General features: G+C 64.9%; 20 protein-coding genes, 1 tRNA gene and 1 pseudogene. 5 read left to right on the forward strand and 17 right to left on the reverse strand.

All coding sequences use genetic code 11. From position 1 onward, the window contains the following. Positions 1-29: 29 nt before the first annotated feature. From HL671_RS03995 to HL671_RS04010, 4 genes are all read right to left on the reverse strand, one after another. Complete coding sequence (locus HL671_RS03995) at positions 30-1,019, reverse strand: ABC transporter substrate-binding protein (protein ID WP_012045912.1); 990 nt, start codon at positions 1,017-1,019, stop codon at positions 30-32. 43 nt (positions 1,020-1,062) lie between these two features. Continuing rightward, positions 1,063-1,944 carry an ABC transporter permease gene (locus HL671_RS04000; protein ID WP_374050097.1) on the reverse strand — a complete coding sequence of 294 codons (882 nt, stop codon included), beginning with the start codon at positions 1,942-1,944 and terminating at the stop codon, positions 1,063-1,065. 92 nt (positions 1,945-2,036) lie between these two features. Then, on the reverse strand, positions 2,037-2,981 hold the full coding sequence (locus HL671_RS04005) for an ABC transporter permease (RefSeq protein WP_246579537.1): 945 nt from the start codon (positions 2,979-2,981) through the stop codon (positions 2,037-2,039). Continuing rightward, positions 2,974-3,759 carry an ABC transporter ATP-binding protein gene (locus HL671_RS04010; protein WP_172235669.1) on the reverse strand — a complete coding sequence of 262 codons (786 nt, stop codon included), beginning with the start codon at positions 3,757-3,759 and terminating at the stop codon, positions 2,974-2,976. Before HL671_RS04010 ends, HL671_RS04005 begins: the two co-directional genes overlap by 8 nt. Positions 3,760-3,956: 197 nt before the next feature. On the opposite strand from HL671_RS04010, the gene HL671_RS04015 reads away from it, so the two are divergent. After that, a complete protein-coding gene (locus tag HL671_RS04015; RefSeq protein WP_012045916.1) occupies positions 3,957-4,628 on the forward strand; it encodes a TetR family transcriptional regulator C-terminal domain-containing protein in 672 nt (223 codons plus the stop codon). Between the two features lie 6 nt (positions 4,629-4,634). Here HL671_RS04015 and preA read toward each other — a convergent pair whose 3' ends face one another. The 12 genes and pseudogenes from preA to HL671_RS38740 form a co-directional block, all read right to left on the reverse strand. Next, a complete protein-coding gene (gene preA, locus HL671_RS04020; RefSeq protein WP_172235670.1) occupies positions 4,635-5,960 on the reverse strand; it encodes an NAD-dependent dihydropyrimidine dehydrogenase subunit PreA in 1,326 nt (441 codons plus the stop codon). Positions 5,961-5,963: 3 nt separating this feature from the next. Then, positions 5,964-7,331, reverse strand: a complete 1,368-nt coding sequence (locus HL671_RS04025; protein WP_012045918.1) for an NAD(P)-dependent oxidoreductase — start codon at positions 7,329-7,331, stop codon at positions 5,964-5,966. A gap of 296 nt (positions 7,332-7,627) precedes the next feature. Then, positions 7,628-8,146, reverse strand: coding sequence for a phage integrase N-terminal SAM-like domain-containing protein (locus HL671_RS04030; protein ID WP_172235671.1), 519 nt, complete (start codon positions 8,144-8,146; stop codon positions 7,628-7,630). Beyond that, a pseudogene (locus HL671_RS39075) lies at positions 8,128-8,361 on the reverse strand (transposase); the annotation flags it as partial. The gene HL671_RS04030 and the pseudogene HL671_RS39075, both read right to left, overlap by 19 nt. A gap of 252 nt (positions 8,362-8,613) precedes the next feature. Continuing rightward, positions 8,614-9,186, reverse strand: coding sequence for a hypothetical protein (locus tag HL671_RS04040; protein WP_148221522.1), 573 nt, complete (start codon positions 9,184-9,186; stop codon positions 8,614-8,616). 369 nt (positions 9,187-9,555) lie between these two features. Further along, positions 9,556-9,631, reverse strand: a tRNA-Lys gene (locus HL671_RS04045). Between the two features lie 175 nt (positions 9,632-9,806). After that, complete coding sequence (locus HL671_RS04050; protein WP_012045920.1) at positions 9,807-10,424, reverse strand: Spy/CpxP family protein refolding chaperone; 618 nt, start codon at positions 10,422-10,424, stop codon at positions 9,807-9,809. 149 nt (positions 10,425-10,573) lie between these two features. Further along, positions 10,574-11,899: a TRAP transporter large permease gene (locus tag HL671_RS04055; protein WP_012045921.1), complete on the reverse strand. Its 1,326-nt coding sequence runs from the start codon at positions 11,897-11,899 to the stop codon at positions 10,574-10,576. Continuing rightward, positions 11,896-12,456: a TRAP transporter small permease gene (locus tag HL671_RS04060; protein ID WP_041751651.1), complete on the reverse strand. Its 561-nt coding sequence runs from the start codon at positions 12,454-12,456 to the stop codon at positions 11,896-11,898. Before HL671_RS04060 ends, HL671_RS04055 begins: the two co-directional genes overlap by 4 nt. 135 nt (positions 12,457-12,591) lie before the next feature. Further along, positions 12,592-13,626 (reverse strand): TRAP transporter substrate-binding protein, encoded by a 1,035-nt coding sequence (locus HL671_RS04065; RefSeq protein WP_172235672.1) that lies wholly within the window; start codon positions 13,624-13,626, stop codon positions 12,592-12,594. 221 nt (positions 13,627-13,847) lie between these two features. Continuing rightward, positions 13,848-15,419, reverse strand: a complete 1,572-nt coding sequence (locus HL671_RS04070) for a 2-isopropylmalate synthase (RefSeq protein ID WP_012045924.1) — start codon at positions 15,417-15,419, stop codon at positions 13,848-13,850. A 127-nt stretch (positions 15,420-15,546) separates the two neighbouring features. Beyond that, positions 15,547-15,672, reverse strand: a complete 126-nt coding sequence (locus HL671_RS38740) for a hypothetical protein (protein ID WP_256374675.1) — start codon at positions 15,670-15,672, stop codon at positions 15,547-15,549. A gap of 978 nt (positions 15,673-16,650) precedes the next feature. On the opposite strand from HL671_RS38740, the gene HL671_RS04075 reads away from it, so the two are divergent. Then, on the forward strand, positions 16,651-17,385 hold the full coding sequence (locus HL671_RS04075) for an alpha/beta fold hydrolase (RefSeq protein ID WP_012045926.1): 735 nt from the start codon (positions 16,651-16,653) through the stop codon (positions 17,383-17,385). Positions 17,386-17,466: 81 nt separating this feature from the next. Here HL671_RS04075 and HL671_RS04080 read toward each other — a convergent pair whose 3' ends face one another. Next, complete coding sequence (locus HL671_RS04080) at positions 17,467-17,964, reverse strand: hypothetical protein (protein WP_012045927.1); 498 nt, start codon at positions 17,962-17,964, stop codon at positions 17,467-17,469. Between the two features lie 152 nt (positions 17,965-18,116). Here HL671_RS04080 and HL671_RS04085 point away from each other — a divergent pair, with 152 nt between their 5' ends. The 3 genes from HL671_RS04085 to HL671_RS04095 all read left to right on the forward strand — a co-directional run bounded on the left by HL671_RS04085 (position 18,117) and on the right by HL671_RS04095 (position 24,081). Further along, complete coding sequence (locus HL671_RS04085; protein ID WP_172235673.1) at positions 18,117-19,691, forward strand: serine hydrolase domain-containing protein; 1,575 nt, start codon at positions 18,117-18,119, stop codon at positions 19,689-19,691. A gap of 236 nt (positions 19,692-19,927) precedes the next feature. After that, positions 19,928-21,379, forward strand: a complete 1,452-nt coding sequence (locus HL671_RS04090) for a sensor histidine kinase (RefSeq protein ID WP_172235674.1) — start codon at positions 19,928-19,930, stop codon at positions 21,377-21,379. Between the two features lie 401 nt (positions 21,380-21,780). Continuing rightward, positions 21,781-24,081: a TonB-dependent siderophore receptor gene (locus HL671_RS04095; RefSeq protein ID WP_172235675.1), complete on the forward strand. Its 2,301-nt coding sequence runs from the start codon at positions 21,781-21,783 to the stop codon at positions 24,079-24,081. Positions 24,082-24,100: the final 19 nt, after the last annotated feature.

A 24,100-nucleotide genomic window follows, 5' to 3' on the forward strand; every position in this document is an offset into this window, starting at 1 on the left:
TGCAGCAGAATGTGCAGACGATGGAGCGCCTACTTCAGGGCCGCATCGATCACCGCGTGAGTCCAGGCGCCCTCGGGCTTCTTGGTGATGACCGGCTGGTCGCCGCCGGCACCGAGCAGCGTGGTCACGGTGCGGTCGAAATCGGCCGGATCGAGCTTGCCGGTGGAGCCCGCGGTGAGCTTGTTGATCTCGCCCATCATGCGCTTCTGGTGCGCCTCCTTCTGGGCGCCGGTCGCGTCGTTGTCGAGCACGATCTTGACCGCCTCGTCCGGATTGCTGCGCGCGAACTCCCAGCCTTTCATCGTGGCCTTGACGAACTTCGCCATCTTCGCGGTGAAGGCGGCGTCCGACAGCTTGCTCTCGAGCACGTAGAGCCCGTCCTCCATGGTGGAGACGCCCTGGTCGGTGTAGTTGAACACCACGAGCTCGTCGGGCTTCAGCCCGGCGTCAATGACCTGCCAATATTCGTTGTAGGTCATGGTCGAGACGCAGGCGGCCTGCTTCTGGATCAGCGGATCGACGTTGAAGCCCTGCTTGATGACCTTGACGCCGCCGGCCGAGCCGTCGGTCTTGTAGCCGAGCTTGGCCATCCAGGCCATGAACGGATATTCGTTGCCGAAGAACCAAACGCCGAGCGTCTTGTCCTTGAAGTCTGCCGGGGTCGCAACGCCGGAATCCTTGCGGCAGGTCAGCATCATGCCGGAGCGCTTGAAAGGCTGGGCGATGTTGACCAGCGGCACGCCTTTCTCGCGCGCGGCGAGCGCAGCCGGCATCCAGTCGATGATCACGTCGGCACCGCCGCCTGCGATCACCTGCGGCGGAGCGATGTCCGGGCCGCCCGGCTTGATGGTGACGTCGAGGCCTTCCGCCTTGTAGAAGCCCTTGTCCTTGGCGACGTAGTAGCCGGCGAACTGGGCCTGCGTCACCCATTTCAGCTGCAAGGTCACCTTATCATCGGCCGAGCCAGGAGTCGCGATTCCCACCAGCAGCGCCGCGCCGAGCATCAATCTCTTCAGCATCCGTCGTCTCCCCTGTTCAACACCACCAACAACAAACCTTGTCTCAACTCCGGTTCGACGGGTGCCAGAACGTCACCCGCTTCTCGAGCAGCGCCAGCGCGCCGAAGCAGGCGGAGCCGGCGATGGCGGCGATCACGATCGTCGCCCACACCATGTCGAGCGACATGCGGCCGACCTCGGTCGAGATGCGAAAACCCATGCCGAGCGTCGGCGTGCCGAAGAACTCGGCGACGATCGCGCCGATCAGCGCCAGCGACGCGTTGATCTTCAGCGCATTGAACAGGAACGGCATTGCGGCCGGCAGCCGGAGCGCCAGCAGGGTCTGCAGCCAGGAGGCGCCGTAACTATACATGAGGTCGCGCTCGAGCCGGCCGGCCGCAGCAAGGCCCGCGACCGCGTTCACCAGCATCGGGAAGAAGGTCATGACGACGACCATGGCGGCCTTCGACTGCCAGTCGAATCCGAACCACATCACCAGGATTGGCGCGATGCCGATGATCGGTAGCGCCGAGATGAAATTGCCGATCGGGATCAGCCCGCGGCGCAGAAAGTCCGAGCGGTCGCAGGCGAGCGCGACCAGGAAGCCGGCCGCCGATCCGATCAGCCAGCCCGGCACAGCCGCGCGTACGAAAGTCTGCGCGAAGTCGGCGCCGAGTACAGGCAGCGACGCGAACAGCCGCGCCATGATCAGCGACGGCGCGGGCAAAAGCACGGTCGGCACCTTCAAGCCAACGCAGATCACTTCCCACAGGAACACCAGCGTCAATCCGAACAGCAGCGGCACGGCGGCCGGCGCCAACCGCGTCAGCACCGGCGGCAGGCCTTCCGCGCGACTCCAGATGACGTTGGCAAACCACGCAAGGGCCCAGACCGCGAGTGCGAGCGTGATCACGATCGGAGTCGATGCGCCGCGATGGGCCAGCATTAGCGCCAGGATCGCGAACCCGACTCCAGCCGCGAGAGATCCCGTTAGAGACAGCGTCGCCTTGCGCTCGGTTGGGAAGGAAGCGATGACGCTCATGGCCGCGCTCCCATCGCCTTCAGAGTCAGCTTCTCGGCGAGCGTGATCAGCGCCACGAGCAGCGCAGCGAGCAGCGCCGCCATCACCAGCGCCGACCAGATCTGCACGGTCTGGCCGTAATAGGAGCCCGACAGCAGCCGCGCGCCGATGCCGGCCTGCGCGCCGGTCGGCAGCTCGCCGACGATGGCGCCGACCAGGCTGATCGAGATCGACACTTTCAGGCTGGCGAACAGCAGCGGCACCGCGGCCGGCCAGCGCAGCTTGGCGAAGGTCTGCGTTCCCGATGCGTTGTAGGTGCGCATCAGGTCGAGCAGCATCGCGTCCGGCGAGGTCAGGCCCTTGACCATGCCGATGGTGACCGGGAAGAACGAGAGATAGGCCGAGATCACCGCCTTCGGCAGCAGGCCGACGATGCCGACCGAGCCGAGCGCGACGATGATGATCGGCGCGATCGCCAGGATCGGAATGCTCTGGCTCGCCACGATCCACGGCATCAGGCTGCGGCGTAGCGCATTGACGTGCACGATCGCGACCGCCAGCGCGATTCCGAGCAGCACACCGATGACGAAGCCCGCGAGCGTCGCCGAGATTGTCACCCAGGCATGGGTGAGCAGATTGCGCGGGTTGAGCACGAGCCCATCGGCGGATTCCCGCAACAGCCGCGTCCCGATGGTCGAGGCATAGAGCTCGCCGATGATCTGATGCGGCGCCGGCAGCACCGGCCGCTCCAGGCCCCAGGCCACCTCGTAGCGACTGGCGAGTCCCTCGACACGTGCGAGCTGCGGCAGGTCGCGGTTCATCGGCAGACAGGCGAGATACCACACCGACAGGATGATCGCCGTCAGCGTCAGCACCGGGACCAGTCCGCCGCGCCGCAGGCGGTCCCACATCCGGTGGGACGCCGAAGCTTCGCGCGGTGCCCCGAGTGCGACGCTACTCATCGTAGCTATGGCCGGCGCGCAGCCCCTCCCTGACGCGGTGGGCGACTTTCAGAAACTCCGGGCTCTCGCGGATGTCGAGCGTGCGTTCGGCTCCGAAGTCGCAGTCGATCACGTCGATGATGCGCCCCGGCCGCGGCGACATCACCACGATGCGCGACGACAGGAACACGGCTTCGGGAATCGAATGCGTGACGAACACGATCGTCTTGCGAGTCTGGTTCCAGAGCTTCACAAGCTGCTCGTTGAGTTGGTCGCGCACGATCTCGTCCAGCGCGCCGAACGGCTCGTCCATCAGCAACAGCTCGGGCTCGAACGACAGCGCACGCGCGATCGAGACGCGCTGCTGCATGCCGCCGGACAGCTGCCACGGATATTTCTTGGCAAAGCCCGACAGCCTGACCAAGTCGAGATGCTTGCGCGCCCGCTCGCGGCGCTCGGCTTTCGGCAAGCCGAACACTTCGAGCGGCAGCATCACATTGGCTTCCACCGTACGCCACGGATACAGCGCCGGCGCCTGGAACACGTAGCCATATTGGCGCTTCAGACGCGCGTCGCGAGGCGCGAGGCCATTGACGGTGATGCTGCCGGATGTCGGCTGCTCGAGATCGGCGATCACGCGCAAGAGCGTGGTCTTGCCGCACCCCGACGGGCCGATGAAGGACACGAACTCGCCTTTGGCGATGGTCAGATTGGCATCGGCGAGCGCGTAGACCGGACCGTCGCCGGTCTGGAACGTCAGCGACAGATTGCGAATGTCGATGGCCGTCGGCGCCCTCACAGATCACCCTTCCCCGGCGCGGTTCGTCGGGTCGCATCGAAGCAAGCGGTATGCCATGCACTGCTCCCTGAAGTTACAGGCCTTAATCGAGAAGGCCTCCAAGCCGCCTGCGTAAGATTTGACCATTTGATCAGATTCATTGCATTGTGCCGGCGGACCAATCGACCTGATCTCATCGATCTGCAACGGACTGTCTGATGGCGGCGCGCACGACCACGAAACGCAAGGCTCGCAAGGCGGCGACGCCTGATACGGAGACCCGGGCCAAGACGCGCGGCGGCGAGGCCAATGTGGAGCGCATCCTCGACGCCGCGCTCTCGGTGTTCGCCATGGACGGCTTCGCCGGCGCCCGCATCGACGCGATCGCCGATCTGGCGGGCCTGTCGAAGCCGAACCTGTTGTATTACTTCCGCACCAAGCAGGATCTCTACCTCGCCGTGCTCAAGCGGACGCTGGACATGTGGCTGGTGCCGCTGGCCAGGATCGAGCCACAGAGCGATCCACGCACGGCGCTGACCGACTACATCACCACAAAGCTGGAATACGCCCGCGACCATCCCAAGGCATCGCGGCTGTTCGCGATCGAGGTGATGCGCGGCGCGCCGGTGCTCGGCAAGGTGCTGCAGGACGACCTGAAGCAGCAGGTCGACGGCAAGGTCACCTTGCTGCGGCGCTGGATGACCCAGGGCAAGCTGCCGCGCCGGGATCCGCATCATCTCATCTTCATGATCTGGGCGACGACGCAGCATTACGCCGATTTCTCCACGCAGGTCGAGGCCATCACCGGCCGCACACTTCAGCATCCCGCCTTCTTCACCGCGGCACGGCAGTCGATCCTCGACGCCGTGCTCGGGCCGGAGCAGGACTGAGGCGAACTACTCCGCTGCATGTTTGGCGGGCCTCGGGTTGGTCGCCATCGGATTGTTCGGATGCTCCAGCCAGGTGCGGTGCCCGCCGACCTTCAGGCCGGTGCGGCGATCGACCTCGCCTTCCCTCAGCGGCACCATGGTGATGCAGTTCTCGATCGGGCAGACCACGGCGCACAGATTGCAGCCGACGCATTCCTCCTCGATCACCTCGAAATGGCGCTGGCCGTCCTTGAGGCTGCTGATCGCCTGATGCGAGGTATCCTCGCAGCCGATATGGCAGCGGCCGCATTTGATGCAGAGGTCCTGGTCGATGTGGGCCTTCACCACATAATCGAGATTGAGATGCTGCCACTCGGTCTTGCGCGGCGCGGCGCGGCCGACGAAATCCTCCGGTCGCGCATAGCCCTTCTGGTCCATCCACTCCGACAGGCCGGCGATCATCTCCTCGACGATCTTGAAGCCGTAGACCATGGCCGCCGTGCAGACCTGGACGTTCACCGCGCCCAGCGCCATGAACTCAGCGGCGTCGCGCCATTTCTCGATGCCGCCGATGCCCGAGATCGGCAGGCCCTGCGTCGCCGGGTGGCGCGCGATCGCGGAAACCATGTTGAGTGCGATCGGCTTGACGACCGAACCGCACATGCCGCCATGGGTGCCGTAGCCGTCGATATGCGGCCACGGCGCCATCTGGTCGATGTCGACGCCCATCAGCGCATTCACGGTGTTGATCAGCGACACCGCGTCCGCACCGCCGCGTTTCGCTGCTTCCGCCGGCGGCAGGATGCTGGCGACGTTCGGCGTCAGCTTGACGATGACCGGCATCCGCGTCGCCGCCTTGCACCAGCGCGTGACCATCTCGATGTATTCGGGCACCTGGCCGACCGCAGCACCCATGCCACGCTCGCTCATGCCGTGCGGACAGCCGAAATTCAGCTCGACGCCGTCGGCGCCGGTCTGCTCGACCCGCTTGATGATCGCGGTCCAGTTCGGCTCTTGGCAGGGCACCATCAGTGAGACCACGACGGCGCGGTCCGGCCAGTCGCGCTTGACCTGCGTGATTTCCTGCAGGTTGACCTCGAGCGGACGGTCGGTGATCAGCTCGATGTTGTTGAAGCCGATGACGCGCCGGTCGCTGCCATGGATGGCGCCATAGCGCGGGCCGCTGACATTGACGATGGGCGGATCCTCGCCGAGCGTCTTCCAGACCACGCCGCCCCAGCCCGCCTTGAAGGCGCGGACGACGTTGTAGGCCTTGTCGGTCGGCGGGGCCGAGGCGAGCCAGAATGGATTGGGCGATGTGATGCCGGCGAAGCTGGTGCGGAGGTCGGCCACGACTCAAGCTCCTGCGTGATGGGGCACAGCAGCGCCTTGCAGCGCCGCGATGATGGAGGCCGCAGCCGCCTTGCCATCGGCGACGGCGGCCACGGTGAGATCGCTGCCTCCGGCGACGCAATCGCCTCCGGCCCACACGCCGGGAAGGCTGGTGCGGCACGCGGCATCGACCGCGATGCGGCCGCTCTCGAAGCTGAGGCCGCCGTCGGCGAGGTCACTCGCGAGCAGCGTCTGACCGATCGCGATCAGCACCTGGTCGGCCGCGAGCGTCATGCGCTCGCCAGTCGGGATCAGTCGCCCCTCCTCGCGGCGCGTACGTGCGAAAGTGACGCCGCTGACGACCCCACCGGCCTGCTCAAATGCGACCGGCACGAGATGCTCGCGGATCAGCACGCCGCGCACCTGCGCGACCTCCTGCTCATAAAGCGAGGCCGGCATCTCCGATTTCGAGCGGCGGTAGGCGATGGTGACGCATTCGGCGCCGAGCAGCTTGACCTGGGTCGCCGCATCGATCGCCGTCATGCCGCCGCCGATGACGATGACGTTGCGCCCGATCGGCAGCACGGTCTTGTCCGGCGCCTGACGCAACGCGGCGATGAATGCCACCGCATCACTGACGCCCGCCGGCACATCGCCGAGACCGAGACCATTGGTGCCGCCGAGGCCGAGGCCGAGAAACACCGCGTCATAATCGGCTCTCAGGCCGGCCAGGCTGATGTCGCGGCCGAGCGCCTTGCCATATTCGATCGTGATGCCGCCGACGGCCAGAATATAGGCGAGTTCCGCCTGCGCAATGTCGCCGGTGACTTTGTAGGCGGCGATGCCGTATTCGTTGAGGCCGCCACCTTTGGGACGCGCCTCGTAGATCGTCACCTGATGGCCAGCCCGCGCCAGCGCGTGGGCGCAGCTCAGCCCGGCCGGACCGGCGCCGACCACGGCGATGCGCTTGCCTGTCGGTGAACCGGCGCGATAGAGCTGGCGTCCGCTCGCGAGAAGCGCGTCGGTCGCATGGCGCTGCAACCGTCCGATCTCCACCGCCCGCGCCTCCGAGGACTCGCGCACGCATGCCCCCTCGCAGAGGTTTTCCGTCGGACACACGCGCGCGCACATCGCGCCCATGATGTTGGCATCAAGGATGGTCTTGGCGGCCGCGACCGGCAGCCCGTTCGCGATCTGGCGGATGAACAGCGGAATGTCGATTTCGGTCGGACACGCCGCGACGCAGGGCGCATCGTAGCAGAACAGGCAGCGCTCAGCAGCGACCCGCGCCTCGTTGGGATGGAGTGGCGCGACCAGATCCTTGAAATTCTCGCGGCATAGCTCGGCAGAGATTCTGTGGCCCGCGAGGCCGGCAGCCAGTTCGTTGCTCAACCTGGTCCTCCTGCAGTCTCGGTCGCTAAGCGACCCGTCCGAGAACGATCTTGCCCTGGAAGATTTGACCAGTTGATCAAAATTGTCAAACACCGACATGCGTTGCGGCCGCGAAAAACAGATCAGCGTTCGGCTGAACACAGTTTCTGCCTACGCGACCGGCGCATTGCTAATTCCCTTAGCAATGATTGCCCTTGGTTTGAGCGCGACGTGAGCTTGCAGATCGCCATGCGACAACGACAGACACGTCTGCGAGCACACAGACTCACTTGAGCAACAGCGGAAGTCTCGCCGGGCTACGTCGCTGCGGTCCACTCGCGATCCTCAGATTCAGCCATGCGCTTGCTGTCGATATCGGAAATCTTGAGCGAGACGACCTCGTTGGCTCGCAGGCCGGCGCCGTAGGCCACGCAGAGCGCCGCCTTGTATTTGATCCCGGGTGCCGCATCGAGCAGCCGCGCCACTTCCTCCACGCTCAGCACCACCGGCAGCTTGCGCGGCTCGTGGATGAAGTGGGTGCGCTCGACGATCTCGTGACGTCGCNAGTGGGTGCGCTCGACGATCTCGTGACGTCGCAGCGTGACCTTGAAGAAGAACCGCAAGGTCGAGACCATCTGATTGATGGTCGGCACACCGACGCCGCGCAATACCAGATGGAGCTGATAGCGACGTACATCCTCGAAGCCGGCCGTATCCGGCGATCGTCCGAGGAAGGCAGCGAAGTCCTTGATCCTCTGCACATCGTCATGTTGGGTCTTGGGCGCGAACTTGCGGATCGTCATGTCTTCGATCATGCGCCGCCGCAACATGGACATGGCAGCTTGGCGGTGTCGACGCTGGTTGCTGTCGGTTCATCCTCACGCTCCCTGACGGCGAGCAGCTCGCGCGCGCGTGCGACGTTGTCGGCGCAGGCGCCCCGCGCCAGCAGGCCGTAATGGCGGATGCGGTGGAGGCCCTTCGGCAGCACGTGGATGAGGAAGCAGCGGATGAACTCGCCTGTCGCGAACGTCATCCGCTTTTGACAGTCCCGGCGCCCATTCTTCAACGGCTTGCACCGGCAGTCGCGCGGCGACTTCAACGATGGGCTTACTTTTTCGGGCCACCGACCTGGTCACGCAAACAGGGCTGCGAGATCAACGCTGAGGCCTTAGGCGAGGATGACACGGCTGCAGTAGAGCGAGCCGAAACGGTCCTCCTTCCAGGATTCGACAGCTGGCGCTCGCGAGGACTGACCGATCTTGGTCCGCCTGCCCTTGTCTCAGGGAACGGGACTCGCGCGGGCTCAAGGCAAATCGGTCAATTCACGAAAGGCTTCGTCGACGCCGTCTATGCAAAGCTGCTCATTGTTGAAGAAAGAGACAAGAACGGCAATATCATTCATCGCGAACGTCCACGTTTTGCGAACGCCGCCGTGGTCGCCTGTCGGCGAGCCTGGTTCGTCGGCCACCGCGCTAGGGAGAAGAATGTCCCAGCCATCAATCCGTTCTCTCGCATGGGCTTGAAAGCTCGTGCGCCAAACCGAGCAGCACGAGAGACGCCAACCGCCACATGGGTGGAACTCGTCGCCTTCTGTCGAAAGGCGAACGAGATGGGTTATCGTTCGGTTGCGACCGCCGCTCTCCTCAGCTGGGAGTGACTGCAACGCGAGGAGCACGTCTTCGGCGCGTTCGAGATTTCCCACTACCGGCCAAAGGAGCATCCGAACAGTGTCAAGGTCGTCCACCCCGAGAATGGGGAGGAGGCTTGGTGGCCTCTGTTCCACGACGCAAGCGAGACGCTGTTCCCCGCGTTGATGGCCGAGCTCGATGAGATCAAATCGCGAATGGTGGCGGGCGTGATGTTTTGGCGCGATCACCAAAGTCGCCGAGGGAGCGCGCTCGTGCCCTGGATCACCCAGCGGCGAGATCTGCGGTATCTCCGGGCCGCGGTCAAAAAGGTCATAAGAACCGCGTCTTTGCGAAGCGAATTGTCCTTCACTTCACTTCGCCACGGCGGCTTCGCGGAAGGGGCAGACAGCGACCTGACAGACGCTGAGCTGCGTGCCGCAGGCCGCCACAGGTCAAGTCGACAACTGCCGACCTATGCGAAGCGGACCCGAAAACAGTTGTTCTCGGGGTCAGAAAAGCGCCGGGAGGAGCGAACAAAAGCAGCCGGTTTGTCGGAATAGCCGCTAATCGCTTCACGGAATGGCTTCGTACAATCTGCCAAAAATCCTTGAAAGGCTTGGTGGGCGCACTAGGGCTCGAACCTAGGACCCGCTGATTAAGAGTCAGCTGCTCTACCAACTGAGCTATGCGCCCGGATCTTGCATCCGGAGTAAGCCTTTGCAAGAGCCGGTCGTTTAGCAAAGCGATTCCGGGATGTCCAGCGATCACTGACGATTTTTCGGCAGTTTCGATGCAGAAAAACCGCCGGCTTGCGGCGGTTTTCCCCAGGTGAGATCTTGAGCGGATTCAGAGGGGCGTTAACCAGCCCTCAGAGCCGTCCGGAGTCGGGTCCCTCGTCGGACCAGCCCATGCGATCCATCGGCGGGTGGCCCATCGGTCCGGGGCCGAAGCGATTCTCGCCGAAGCGCGGCCCGTCCGGGCCGCCCTCGCCGCGCTCCATCCAGCGGTGGTGACGCGGACCGTCCGGTCCCATCATCCGCCCCATCGGCCGGGTCAACATCGACAGCCGGCGCTTCTGGCCGTCATCGAGCGTCTTGTAGAGCGGGTCGGCGGCATCGGCGACCTTCTTCATGGCGTCGGCCGTCGCCGCCATGGTGTCGGCATGCTCACGCAGCCGCGCCACGGGATCGACGTCCTTGTCCGGCGCGTCATCGGCCGCCTTCATCCGCGCATTGGCGCGGTCGAAGCGCAGCTTCACGAGATCGCGCACCGCGCTCTCGACCGGCGGCCACAGCTTCTCCTGGTCGGCCGACAGCTTCAGGCCGGCATGGACCGAAGCAATGCGTGCATCGAGCATCGCGGCGCGGTCTTCCGGATTCATCCGCGCGTGGTGCATGTGATCATGAAGCCAGCCGCGCTGGGCGTAGACCGCGGTCGAACCGGCGATGGCCAGCACGGCGACGGCAGCGATAGTAAACTTTCTCATGCCAACCTCCTTGGAAAGCCGGACCAACATGAGCCTGCCGTGTCGGGCCTTCAACTTACAGTTTGGACAGAGTGTACGACGTTACGAAGATGTAATTGCTTCAAATACCTTTCTGTTTTTGCAATTCGGTTTCATTTCGTTGCTGCGCCTCAAAGCATCCCGAGCATGCGCGGCAACCAGAGCGAGATTTCCGGCACGTAGGTCACGAGGGCCAGGAAGCCGAGCATGGTCAGCAGCCACGGCATCACGGCGATGGTCAGTTCGGTGATGCCCATCTTGGCGATGCCGGAGGCGACATAGAGGTTGAGGCCGACCGGCGGATGGCACATGCCGACCTCCATGTTGACCACCATCAGGATGCCGAGATGCACCGGATGGATGCCGAGCTTGACCGCCACCGGAAACAGGATCGGCGCCATGATCAGCACGATCGAGGTCGCCTCCATCACATTGCCGGCGAGCAGCAGCAGGATGTTGACGACCAGCAGGAACACCGCCCAGTTGACGCCGGCCGCCGCCATCCAATTGGCGATCTGCTGCGGGATGTTCTCATTGGCCATCAGGAACGAGAACAGCACCGCATTGGTGATGATGTAGAGGATCATCGCACTCATATTGGCCGAGCCGAGCAGCACCTTCGGCACGTCCTTCAGCGACATGTCGCGATAGACGAACACGGCGATGATGAAGGCGTAGACGGCGCTGACGGCAGCCGCCTCGGTCGGCGTGAACTTGCCGGTGTAGATGCCGCCGAGCACGATGACGATCAGCAACAGGCCCCAGATGCACTTTCTGAACGCAATGAAGCGCTCCGCCCAGCTGGCGCGCGGCAGCCGCGGGTAGTCGTTCTTCCAGGCGCGGTAGAAGGTGGTGAAGCCGAGCAGGGTCGCCAGCATGATTCCGGGAATGACGCCGGCGATGAACAGCTGGCCGACCGAGGCCGAGGACACGCGATGGCCGGCCGGATCGAGCGCGATGCTACCGCCGGTCGCGACCGCATAGACGACCATCACGATCGAAGGCGGAATCAGAATACCGAGCGCGCCGGAGGTGGTGATCACGCCGGCGCCGAAGCGCTTCGGGAAGCCCTGCTTGACCATCGCCGGCAGCATGATCGAGCCGATCGCGATCACGGTCGCGGGCGACGAGCCCGACACGGCGGCGAACAACGCGCAGGCCATGACGCCGGCCAGCCCCAGGCCGCCATACCAATGCCCGACCATCGAGGTCGCGAAATTGATCATGCGCCGGGCGACGCCGCCATGGGTCAGGAAATTGCCGGCGAGAATGAAGAACGGGATCGCCATGATCTCGAAATTGTCGATGCCCGTGAACAGCTTCAACGCGACCGACTCGGTCGGCACGTTCGTCATGAAGAAGACGAAGGACAGCACGGTGAGGCCGAGCGCGATCGAGATCGGCATGCCCGTCAGCATCAGGAAGATGAGCAGGCTGAAGATCAGGAGGCTGCTCATCGCACGGCCTCCGTGCCGGTCGCCTCGACGCCTTCGACATAGGCGTGATCGTGGTGCGGCAGCTCGTCATGGCGGAGATAGTGCCAGGCGACCTGCAGGAAGCGGAAGCACATCAGGTAGGAGCCGAGCGGGATGCAGAGATAGACCAGCCAGCTCGGCAGCTCCATGTCCGGCGTGACCTGGTCGGTCTGCGACAGACCATAGACGAACTTGGCGCCCATGGTGCCGATGATCGCGGTGAACAGCGCCCCGCACATCAAGCCGAACAGGATCGTCACCTTGCGCAGCGAGGGCCGGAGCATGTTCACCACGACGTCCACGCCGACATGGATGCCGGTGCGCACGCCATAGGCAGCGCCGAACTTCGCCATCCACACGAACATGTAGATGCACAGCTCCTGCGCCCAGGACAAATCGATCGGGAACAGCAGGGGATAGAGGAAGGGCACACCGACGAGGTAGCGGTGCAGCACGGCTACGAAAATGATCGAGGTCGCGGCCGCGATCAGGAATGCGATCAGAATCTCCTCGAGCCGATCGAGGATGCGCAACAGCAGACCCAAGTCCCCTACCCCCAAAGCCATCCGACGCCCGCGCGCTTTGCGCGCCGTCGGGTGATCTCGGCGTCTCAGCCAGACGCCGCCACCTCACGATGCGCGGGCCACCCGCCCGCGCATCCGCGCCTCACACCATCAGTTCGTCGTGCCGCGCGTCTCCTTCAGGAACTCGTCGATCAGCGGCTGGCCGACGCGTCCGGCGACGTCCTTGTAGACCGGCATCATCGCCTTGCGCATCGCCTCGTCCTGCGCGGGGGTCAGCTTGACGAACTCGGACTTGCCGGACTTGCGGATCTCTTCCAGCGCGTCGTCATTCTCCTTGGCTGACTGGCCGTTACCGTATTCGGTCGCCTCCTTCATCGCCTTGTCGCAGGCGGCGCGGATGTCCGGCGGCAGGCCGTCCCAGAACTTCTTGTTCACGACCACGACGTAGCCGATATAGCCGTGATTGGTGAGCGTGATGTATTTCTGCACCTCGTGCATCTTCTGCGTGTAGATGTTCGAGGGCGTGTTTTCCTGGCCATCGACGACGCCGGTCTGCAGCGCTTGGTACACTTCCGAGAACGCCATCACCTGCGGAATCGCACCGAGGGTGCGGAACTGGGCGTCCAGCACCTTCGAGGACTGGATGCGGAACTTCATGCCCTTGTAGTCAGCGGGATCGACGAGCTTCTTGTTGGCGGTCATCTGCTTGAAGCCGTTGTCCCAATAGGCCAGCCCGATCATCCCCTTCGGCTCGAGCAGCTTCAAGAGCTTGGCGCCGAGCGGCCCGTCGGTCACCTTCCGCAAGGTGGCGAGGTCCGGCAGGATGTAGGGCAGATCGAACACCTCGAATTCCTTGATGCCGATCGGACCGAACTTGGAGTTCGACGGCGCCAGCATCTGCACCGCGCCGAGCTGCAGCGCCTCGAGCTCTTCCTTGTCCTTGTAGAGCTGGGAATTCGGATAGACTTCGACCTTGACCTTGCCGTCGGTGTACTTCTCGGCCAGTTCCTTGAACTTGTCGGCCGCGAGCCCCTTCGGCGTGTTCGCCGCCACCACATGGCTGAACTTGATCACGATCGGATTGTCGGCCGCCATGGCCGGACCGGTCAGCGCGAGCACCGCCAGCGAGGCGGCGGTTGCGATCACATGGCTCAAGCTGAGCTGGCGGAATTTGAACTGCTGCAAGGTGTCCTCCCGACGTTTCGGGGGGCATTGCAATGACGCCCCCGCTTTGTATGCCACGGGCATTGTTAGCGGCTCGCGGGACGGATTACCATTGACCGTTAGCCGCAGACACGGGATTCCCCACGCTGCAGCGCAACAATGATTGTCCCCCGCTTCTTCGTCCCGGCCGCTTCGCCATTTCGGGGCAGCCGCTTTGCGGTGCCCCGAATGACCTGGTCACATCAGCTTGCAGCCGCGGCCGCCGCGCCCTGCGCCACATCGCGCTGGCGCTTCATCACCAGCTTGTTCAGCGCGCCGAGATAGGCCTTGGCGGACGCCACCAGCGTATCCGGATCGGCCGCGCGCGCCGTCATCGAGCGGCCGTCCTGCGACAGGCGCACCGAGACCTCAGCCTGCGCGTCGGTGCCCTCGGTCACGGCATGGACCTGATACAGCTCCAGCTTGGCCTCGTGCGGCACCAGCGACTTGATGCAGTTGAACACGGCATCGACCGGACCGTTGCCCTCGCTCTCCTCGATCTTGGTCACGCCGTCGACATCGAGCTTCATGGTGGCGCGCTGCGGGCCGCGGGTGCCGGCGATGACGCTCAAGGACAGCAGCTTGATGCGGTCATGGGCGCTCACCATGCCCTCGTCGATCAACGCCTCGATATCCTCGTCGTAGATGTGCTTCTTGCGGTCGGCCAGGGCCTTGAAGCGGACGAAGGCGTCCTCGACCTGGTTGCCGGCGAGCTTGTGGCCCATCTCCTCCAGCTTGTGGATGAAGGCGTGGCGGCCGGAATGCTTGCCCATCACCAGCGAGGTCTGCTTCACGCCGACCGTCTCCGGCAGCATGATCTCATAGGTCTGGGCATTCTTCAGCATGCCGTCCTGGTGGATGCCGCTCTCATGCGCGAAGGCGTTGCGGCCGACGATCGCCTTGTTGTACTGCACCGGGAACGAGGTCGCCGCCGACACCACCTTCGAGGCGTGGGTCAGCTGCGTGGTGTCGATCTTGTTCCAGAACGGCAGCTTGTCGTTGCGCACGCGCATCGCCATCACGACCTCTTCCAAGGCCGCATTGCCGGCGCGCTCGCCGATGCCGTTGATGGTGCACTCGATCTGGCGGGCGCCGGCGCGGATGCCGGCCATCGAATTGGCGACCGCCATGCCGAGGTCATTGTGGCAGTGGACCGAGAACACCGCCTTGTCGGAGTTCGGCACCGTCTCGCGCACGCGCTTGAACAGGTCGTAATACTCCTCCGGCACGGCGTAGCCGACAGTGTCCGGGATGTTGATGGTGGTGGCGCCGGCCTTGATCGCGGCCTCGACGCAGCGGCACAGGAAATCGAATTCGGTGCGGGTGCCGTCCTCCGACGACCATTCGACGTCGTCGGTGTGGTTGCGCGCGCGGGTGACCGAGGAGACCACCAGCTCGAACACGGCTTGCGGCTCCATCTGCAGCTTGTACTTCATGTGCACCGGCGAGGTGGACAGGAAGGTATGGATGCGGCCGCGCTTGGCCGGGCGGATCGCCTCGGCACAGCGGTCGATGTCCTTGGCGCCGGCGCGCGACAGGCCGCAGACCACGGCGTTCTGGGTGCGCTTGGCGATCTCGTTGACCGCCTCGAAATCACCGTCGGAGGCGATCGGGAAGCCGGCCTCGATGACGTCGACGCCCATGCCGTCCAGCATGGCCGCGATGTTGAGCTTCTCCTCGAACGTCATGGTGGCGCCGGGGCACTGCTCGCCGTCGCGCAAAGTGGTGTCGAAAATGACGACGCGGTCCTTGTCGGACGGGGTGGTGCTGGACATCTGCTATTCCTCGGATTGTCGGGTGGTGCGCATGTTTGTCAGGATCTCTGATCAACTGGGCGCTGAAGGGTGTTCTGCTGTCGAAGCAACCCCCTGAGTGCCCAGGCGCATCCCGCCCAGCCGGCCCTCAGGGGCAGCTAAGAAGCAGAAGCTCGATCGCGCCGATCAGGCCGGCGGGCTGCAGCGCGGCGAGCGCGATCGACCGGGCGTCTGCCCCGGCGATGGCCTCGATCTCTGCGCTGCGAATCAGCATTGCCAAACCCTTTGCGAGAACACGAAAACTGTGCGGCAAAACCATTGACGGATTGTTGCCGAGGCGCCCTCACCGGAGCTTTTACCGGGAATAAGAGGGTCCCGCAACGCCGAATAAGGGTCAGGAGATATGACGTAATGAGCCCCTGCTCCCTTTTGGCCCGGGCCATGCCACCCACTGCCGCATCCGCTGCCGTCATACCCCGCGAAGGCGGGTATCCAGCAAGCCGCGGCCTCTCGGGTCAACCATAACGGGCTCTGGAATACTGCATCGTCCGCCTTCGCCTTCGCGGACGATGACAGCTAGCGTGGAACCCCGCTTTATCCGCGTCATTGCGAGCGCAGTGGCGCAGTGAGGCAGTGAGGCAATCCACAGTCCCGCGCACCACCCTGGATTGCTTCGCTGCGCTCGCAACGACGGCGGTGATTGACGCAACAGTTCCACGCCTCACTCTCGCCGAACATCGGCAAACAGCCCGCATCCAAACACACCTCTCCGCTCCCGCAGCACGATCATGCCCGGGCTGATCATCGACATTAAACCCTCGTCGATCGAGGGTGCAGGGAAGACCGAGCGTCTGCCGACGCCCGCGGCCCCCGTGCGTGAAAGAAGTGTACGGGGCAGGAACCACAGGATCGGCCAGGACTCCCGGCCTTCCCTGCGCAACCGCTCTGCGACTTACTTCGCGCTCTCCTCGGGACCGGCTTGATTGCCCCCGTCACCGGCGCGCGCGTCATGAACGGCGCCGGCTTGACACCAGCATCGGGGTGTCAGGACCACACGACTTCGTCGCCCGCAAGGACACCACTCGTCCACTGGCGCCTCACGGCCATCGCTCCCCGCACTCCACGTATCGTGACGACGCGTACGTCCCTCTTCGACGAGGCGGGATGGCGAAAGATAAGCATGATTTCTGAAAAAAAGAAATATAAATTTCGCGCCGGACCGAAGCTCACGGATGATACGGTAACAAGCGCCATGACCAACCGCATCTTCATCCACGGCGTGCCGGACACGCCTGCGATCTGGGGGCCGCTGATCGCGGCGCTCGGCGAGACCGTCGCGGTGCCCTGCCTGCCCGGCTTCTGCGGCGAGGCGCCGGCGGGCTTCGGCGGCAGCAAGGACGACTACGCGGATTGGTTCGTCGCGCTGATGGAGGCGCAGCATGCGGCGTTCGGGCCGCTCGATCTGGTCGGGCATGATTGGGGCGCACTGCTGGTGCTGCGCGCGGCGTCGCTGCGGCCGGAGCTGGTGCGCTCCTGGGCTGTTGCCGGCGGTGCACTCGATCCCGGCTATCGCGGCCATTTGATAGCGCGGATCTGGAACACGCCCGTGCTGGGCGAGATCTTCATGGCGCTGTCGTCGCGGCGGGCAATGGCGCGCATGTTCCGGCAGAGCGGGCTGCCGGCGGACCTGGCGGCGTACGAAGCCGCCGCGTGGCGCGCGCCGATGCGGCGGTCGATCCTCGCGCTCTATCGGTCCGCCGATGGGCTGCGCTTCAGCGGCGACTGGATCGAGCGGCTGGCGCAATTGCCGCCGCGTGGCCTCGTGATCTCGGGCACGCAAGACCCTTACGTGCCGCTCGACACGCTCAGCCGCTTCGCACAACGCCATGGCGCGCCGCTGCATGTCGAGCAGGACGCCGGCCACTGGAGCATCGTCGAGCGGCCGCAGAGCATCGCCGCCGCGCTGCGGGCGCATTGGGCGGGGTGAGCGCTGGGCCGAGTGAACGGTGGTTCCCGCAGCCGTTGACGAGCCGCCGATGCATACGCACAATCCAGGGACATCCAACGTTCACCGCGGCGCCGGTGCTCTCTCTTGTTGCAGAGCGGCCGCCAGCGCTCCGCAAAGCCCGTCCGCGATCTCGGCCTCCACGAGCTGGTTGGCTCCGGAAACGTACTGCTGGCCGACGAGCTGAGTGCGGCCGTCCGCCTTCCAGACGCGCAGCAGCATCGTGTGGCGGCCATCCGCAAGCAGTGACGCAATGCCGATCAGCACGAGATCGACATGCTCCTGCAGCCGGGCCTCAAACTGCGGCACCCGATCCTCATAGGTCGACAGGACCGGCGGACCATCGACGATGCGCAACAACGGCAGCGCCTTCAGCCGCTGACGGATCTCGGCCGTCACGCGCGCGGCGTCGTCGCTGACCTCGGGCGCCAGCGCTCGAATCGCAGGCACCGCGATGACGCGTTCGTTGTCGGCAAAGACTGGCCGCGCGACAGCGGCGAGCAGAGCGGCAAGCGCAAATCTGACAACGAGAAAAGCGGCGAACCGCGCTGGTCCGGGCATAGGAGGCTGCATGATCTGCCGAGATCGACAGATCGCAGTCTTTGCCACGGCAACACGCCGCTTTTGCGGCATGCGCCATGATCGTCACACAATCTTTGATGAGTCATGGTTTTCTGATACCATGACCCGCATCGCTGTTTGGAGAATGCGGGATGTTGCGTGTCAGGACCAGCGTCCGGGTCGCGGCTCTGCTGCTCGCCGGCTTGTTCACCCTCCACTTGTTCGCCCTCCGCCAGGCGGCCGCCGATGACGCGAGCCGAACCGGCTTTCCGCAAGCCGACTGGCCGGTCGCCACGCCCGAGGACGAAGGCATGGATTCGGCGGCGCTGGCCAAGCTCGTCGACGCCGGCAAGGCGTTGAGGTTCGACAGCCTGCTGATCACGCGCCACGGCCGCATCGTGCTCGATGCCTCCTACGCGCCCTACAAATCGGACGAATTGCACATCATCAATTCCGCGACCAAGGCGGTGGTCGCCACCTTGATCGCGATGCTGCAGAAGGACGGCGTGCTCGACAGCCTCGATCATCCGGTGCTCGACTTGTTCAAGGACCGCCAGATCGACAACGTCGATGCGCGCAAGCAGGCGCTCACCGTGCAGCATCTGCTCAACATGACCTCCGGCCTGGACTGGGACGAAGGCTACAATGGCGGCACCGAGCGATCACTGTTCGAGATGGGTCGGAGCCCCGATTGGGTGCAGTACATTCTCGACCGGCCGATGGCGCATGCGCCGGGCGAGACCTTCTACTACAACAGCGGCAACTCGCATCTGCTCTCCGCCATCGTCACCAAGCTGACCGGCCGCAGCGCGGAGGACTTCGCCAGAGAGCGACTGTTCGCCCCGCTCGGCATCACCGAGCACGCCTGGTTCAAGGATTCCAAGGGAATTTCCAGCGGCGGCTTCGGGCTGGCGCTGAGGCCGCGCGACATGGCGCGGATCGGCTATCTGTATCTACGCGGCGGCCGCTGGGGCGGGCAGCAATTGCTGCCGCCCGGCTGGATCGAGGCCGTCAACCACGCCACCACCAGCATGAACGCGACGTTCGACCCGGGCCTGCACTATGCCAATCAGTTCTGGGCCCTGCCGGACCGCAACGTGGTGATGGCGGTGGGCTATCATTGCCAACTCATCATGGTGCTGCCCGATGCCGACATCGTGGCGGTGATGACCGCCCGCAATTTCTGTCCCTTCCGCAAGCTCGCGAACGATATCCTGGCGACGGTGAAATCGAGCGAGGCCCTGCCCGCCGCGCCCGAAGCGACGGCGGCCCTGGCCGCGGCTGTCAGCGATGCCGCGACGGAGACACGGAGCACGGTCGGAGCTGCGCCGGACATCGCGGCGGCCGTTTCGGGCAAGACCTTCAGCTTCCCGCCGGGCCCGCTCGGCATCAATGCGATCACGCTCGACCTCACAGGACCCGACCCGCATGTCGCGTGGGACATTCCACGGCAAGGCGGCGGTAGCGGCACACTACACCTGCAGAGCCCGATCGGCCTCGACGGCTCCTATCGCAAGACGGCGCAACCCCATCCGTGGCAGCCCTACACCTATCGGGCGATGAAGGGCAGCTGGATCGACGCGACGACGTTTGCGATCGACGTGCAGTTCATCGGCCAGGGCGAAGAGCGCAACTGGCGGCTCAGCTTCGATGGCGACAAGGTGACCTTCAAGACGAAGGGGCGATACGGCAAGGAACTTGCCGTCGAGGGGCAAGCGCTGCCATGAGATTCTGAGACCGCCACGATGTTCGTCTCCCCGCCGGGCGACTGGATAAATGCCCTCATCGTGCTGTTGCATGCCGCGTGGGAGGATTTGGAACCGTTCTAATAACGCTGCGCGTGCCGCAGGCGGCGGATGCGATCTCCCGTCGTTTTCTCAACGGACTCATCTCGTGTATGTCTGCCCTCCCGTCGCGGCTCCCACGCCGCGGCGGGGGATCGTTTTTCGATTGCGGTGGCATCATGTTGAGATTGCTGGAGCGGCTGGGGCTGCGTTTCGAGGATGCCGTCGAGGAGCGGCGTTTCGTGGACCATTACGTCCGCGGCAGCACCGGCTGGACGCAGATCGCGATGGTGCTCGGCGCCTTCACCTTTGCCGGCTACACGCTGTGGGACTGGGTGCTGTATCCCGAGATCGTGCCGACCACGCTTGCGATCCGCGGCGGAACCGCCGTGCTGGTGCTGCTGCCGCTGACGGCGTTGCTGTCGACGCCGGCCCGCAAATGGGCCGAGCCGATCCATCTGCTCTATTGCGTCATCCCCGGCTGCGTGCTGCCGACGATCTATTGGGTGCTGCCCTCGGGCTTCACCTACTCCGCCGCCGGCATGATCATCGTCATCCTGTTCGTCTCGACCATGCTGCCGCTGCGCATCGGCTCCTACGCGACGTTCTGTGCGACGAGCTGGAGCGCGTTGGCGGTGGCCGAGAGTCTTGCGGCCGAGCCGCTGCCGCCGGGCCTGCGCTTCATCGATCATTCGCTGGTCGGCAATGCCTGCCTGCTCTCGCTCTATGCCGTCGGGGCGCGCGAGTACCAGGCACGCAAGCAGTTCCGCACCGCCGAGGCGCTGCAGCGGGAAAAGGAGCGCTCCGAGGCTTCGCTGCGCGATCTGCATGCCACCCAGGCCCATCTGGTGCAGGCGGAGAAGCTCGCCTCGCTCGGCCAGCTCGTCGCCGGCGTCGGCCACGAGGTCAGCACGCCGCTGGGGCTGGCGCTCACGACGTCGACCGCGATGGAAGACGACGTCCAGACGATCGCCCGCATGCTCGGCGGCGGACTGGTGCGACGCTCGGACCTGGCGAAGGGCGTCGCGCGGCTGCAGGAGGGCCTGCAGCTGACCACGCAGAGCCTGCATCGGGCCTCCGAGATGGTGCACAGCTTCAAGCAGGTCGCCGTCGACCAGGCCAACGAGGCGCTGCACAGGTACGAACTGCAGGGCTGGATGGCCGATCACATCGCCAAGCTCCGCCCACTGCTGGCGCGGCAAGGCCTCACGGTCGCGCTGTCCTGCCCCGAGGGCATCGTGCTCACCAGCTATCCGGGCGCGCTCGGACAGGTCATCAGCATCCTCGCTTTCAATGCGGCGACGCACGCTTATCCCGGCGAGGTCAGCGGCCTCTTCACTGTCGAGGTCGCGCCGCCCGCCGATGGCGTTGTGCGCATCCTGTGCGCCGATCACGGCGTCGGCATGCCCGGCCATGTCCGCGGGCGGGTGTTCGATCCGTTCTTCACCACGCGCCGCGAGAAAGGCAATGCCGGCCTCGGCCTGCACATCGCCTTCAACCTCGTGGCCTCCACGCTCGGCGGCCGGATCGAGCTCGACAGCGAGCCGCAGCAGGGCACGCGCATCACGCTCGACATTCCCTTGACCGGACCGAGCAAGCCGGCCGAGCTGGAGCTCGCCGCGGCACAGTAGACGTCATCGCAACCGACAACGGCACCATGGGCACGATGAGCGCGCAGTCCGGCACGATCACGCCGAAGCGCTGACATCAGCCGGCGCCTGGTCCCGAAAAATGAGACCGGCGGCGCGTCATCCACAGTGGCTGGAGCGCTGTCGTGCGCGCCGCGGTCTCCTTCATCTGCACGACTTGCACGCGTCCGCAGGACGCTGTGCGCAAGCCGTGATCAGCCACGGCCGATGACGCAAAGTCGCCGCGCGCCGGCGCAGCTTCGCAGCATTTCGAACACTTCGGCACCGCACGACTTAGAGGGATTCAACGGCGCGCGACGTATTCTTGGCTGCACTGCATTGCTAGAGCTCACCTCAAGCAAACCGTTCGCTTGAACGGCGCGACGTTGGAAGTGCAGTGAACGATGATGGACGATGAAGGCCGGCGCGATGCTCGCGCGCGAACCGGCATGTGTGGCGCGATCGCGCTCGTGAGTGCCCTGACCGCAGACCTGGTCTGCTCCTCTTCTCTCCATGCCCAAGCGACGCTGCCGGCGGTGACGGTGGATGCACCGGCGCCGAAGCGCAAACCCGCGACATCGTCCAGCGCGCCGCAGCGTCAGGCGCGCGCCACGCCGTCGCGCCGCACCATGCAGCCGCCACCGATGCCAACGCGGGCGGAGCGCGCCGCGGCGGAAGCCGTGGTGCTGAATGCGGCCAAGCTCAATTACCGCGCGATGCCGAGCGCGACGACACTGCGCAGCGGCGCCTCGCCGCTCGACACCGCGCAATCCGTCAATGTCGTGCCCGAGCAGGTGATCAGGGATCAACTGCCACGCAACATCGACGATGCGCTCGCCAATGTCAGCGGCGTCACCCAGGCCAACACGCTCGCCGGCACGCAGGATGCGGTGATGCGGCGCGGCTTCGGCGACAATCGCGACGGCTCGATCATGCGCAACGGCATGCCGCTGGTCCAGGGCCGCAGCCTCAACGCCGCCGTCGAGAGCGTCGAGGTGCTGAAAGGGCCGGCGTCGCTGCTCTACGGCATCATGGATCCCGGCGGCATCGTCAACACCATCAGCAAGCGCCCCGAATTGTATCAGCACGGCTCTGTCACGCTGCTCGGCTCGGCCTATGCCAACGACAGAACCGGTGCGGATGGCACCATCGACGTGACCGGCCCGATCGGCGATGGCGGCCTGGCCTATCGCTTCATCGGCTATGGCGTCAGCGAGGATTATTGGCGCAATTTCGGCCGCCATCGCGAGATGCTGGTGGCGCCGTCGCTGGCCTGGTATGGCGACATGACGACGGTGCAGCTCAACTACGAGCACCGCGAATTCATCACCCCATTCGATCGCGGCACCGCCTTCGTCAACGGCGCGCCGCTGGCGATCCCCGCCACGCGTCGCCTCGATGAACCCTTCAACAACATGTGGGGGCAATCCGACCTGGTGCAGGCCTCGGTCGAGCAGAAGCTCAACGACGACTGGAAGCTCACCGCCGCCTACAGCTACAACACCGAGACCTTCAGCGCCAACCAGCTGCGCATCACCGCGATCAATGCGACCACGGGCCTGGAGACGCGCAGCAATGACGGCACCTGGGGCTCGCTGAGCCGGGTCAGCTACGGCACGTCCTATGTGCAGGGCAGCTTCTGGCTCGGCGGCCTGCGCAACGAGGTGCTGTTCGGCGGCGACGCGCAATATCGCACGATCTACCGCCAGGACCTGATCCGCCAGACCGTCTCGACGCCGTTCAACATCTACAACCCGGTCTACGGCCTGGTCCAGCCGGGCACGACGATCTCAGCGACCGACAGCGAACAGACCGACAAGCTCGGTCAGTACTCCCTGTTTCTGCAGGACACGCTGCATCTCACCGACAGGCTCGCGCTGATCGGCGGCGTGCGCTACATGGACTATGAGCAGATCGCCGGCCGCGGCCGGCCCTTCAAGGCCAACACCAACGTGGCCGCCGACAAGGTGCTGCCGCTCGGCGGCGCCATTCTCAAGCTGAATGACCAGCTCTCGCTCTATGCCAGCTACACGCAATCCTTGAAGCCGAACTCGACCATCGCGCCACTGACCGGCGGCGTCGTGCTCGGCTCCAACATCGCGCCTGAGCAAGGAACGTCCTGGGAGACCGGCGTCAAATTCGATCTCGACAAGCGGCTGTCCGGCACTATCGCGGTCTATGACATCGACAAGAGCAACGTGCTGGTGTCGCAGCTCAATGCCAGCAACGTGCTCGAATACACCACCGCCGGCAAGGTGCGCTCGCGCGGCGCCGAGGTCGACGTCACCGGCAGGCTGACGCAGGCCTGGAGCATGATCGGCAGCTATGGCTACACCGATGCGCGGGTCACCGATGACCCGACCTACCGCGGCAAGCGGCTGCAGAATGTCGCGCTCAACACTGCCTCGCTGTATCTCGTCTACGATTTCGGCGCTGCTGTGCCCGGCAAGCTCAGGCTCGGCGGCGGCGCGCGCTATGTCGGCGACCGCGCCGGCGATGCCGCCAACAGCTTCGTGATGCCGTCCTATGTGGTCGCCGATCTGTTCGCGACCTACGAGACGAAGCACCAGAACCTGCCGGTGATCTACCAGCTCAACGTCAAGAACCTGTTCGATAACGTCTACTACCCGTCGGCCAACAGCGTCCTGAACGTCGCGGTCGGCGATGCCAGGCGGGTCTCGCTGGCCGCAACCGTCAAATTCTAGCCGGCAGGATCGCGCCGTT

It is taken from the genome of Bradyrhizobium denitrificans (assembly GCF_013179005.1).
Classification (GTDB): domain Bacteria; phylum Pseudomonadota; class Alphaproteobacteria; order Rhizobiales; family Xanthobacteraceae; genus Bradyrhizobium; species Bradyrhizobium denitrificans.

What these genes read in the sequence shown, in the direction of transcription:
- HL671_RS04075 (WP_012045926.1), top strand. Translation starts at nt 16,651, where the DNA reads ATGACCAACCGCATCTTCATCCACGGCGTGCCGGACACGCCTGCGATC.
- HL671_RS04015 (WP_012045916.1), top strand. Translation starts at nt 3,957, where the DNA reads ATGGCGGCGCGCACGACCACGAAACGCAAGGCTCGCAAGGCGGCGACG.
- HL671_RS04055 (WP_012045921.1), bottom strand. Translation starts at nt 11,899, where the DNA reads ATGAGCAGCCTCCTGATCTTCAGCCTGCTCATCTTCCTGATGCTGACG.
- HL671_RS04005 (WP_246579537.1), bottom strand. Translation starts at nt 2,981, where the DNA reads ATGAGTAGCGTCGCACTCGGGGCACCGCGCGAAGCTTCGGCGTCCCAC.
- HL671_RS04070 (WP_012045924.1), bottom strand. Translation starts at nt 15,419, where the DNA reads ATGTCCAGCACCACCCCGTCCGACAAGGACCGCGTCGTCATTTTCGAC.
- HL671_RS04050 (WP_012045920.1), bottom strand. Translation starts at nt 10,424, where the DNA reads ATGAGAAAGTTTACTATCGCTGCCGTCGCCGTGCTGGCCATCGCCGGT.
- HL671_RS04080 (WP_012045927.1), bottom strand. Translation starts at nt 17,964, where the DNA reads ATGCCCGGACCAGCGCGGTTCGCCGCTTTTCTCGTTGTCAGATTTGCG.
- HL671_RS04000 (WP_374050097.1), bottom strand. Translation starts at nt 1,944, where the DNA reads ATGCTGGCCCATCGCGGCGCATCGACTCCGATCGTGATCACGCTCGCA.
- HL671_RS03995 (WP_012045912.1), bottom strand. Translation starts at nt 1,019, where the DNA reads ATGCTGAAGAGATTGATGCTCGGCGCGGCGCTGCTGGTGGGAATCGCG.
- HL671_RS04095 (WP_172235675.1), top strand. Translation starts at nt 21,781, where the DNA reads ATGATGGACGATGAAGGCCGGCGCGATGCTCGCGCGCGAACCGGCATG.
- HL671_RS04090 (WP_172235674.1), top strand. Translation starts at nt 19,928, where the DNA reads ATGTTGAGATTGCTGGAGCGGCTGGGGCTGCGTTTCGAGGATGCCGTC.
- HL671_RS38740 (WP_256374675.1), bottom strand. Translation starts at nt 15,672, where the DNA reads ATGCTGATTCGCAGCGCAGAGATCGAGGCCATCGCCGGGGCAGACGCC.
- HL671_RS04085 (WP_172235673.1), top strand. Translation starts at nt 18,117, where the DNA reads ATGTTGCGTGTCAGGACCAGCGTCCGGGTCGCGGCTCTGCTGCTCGCC.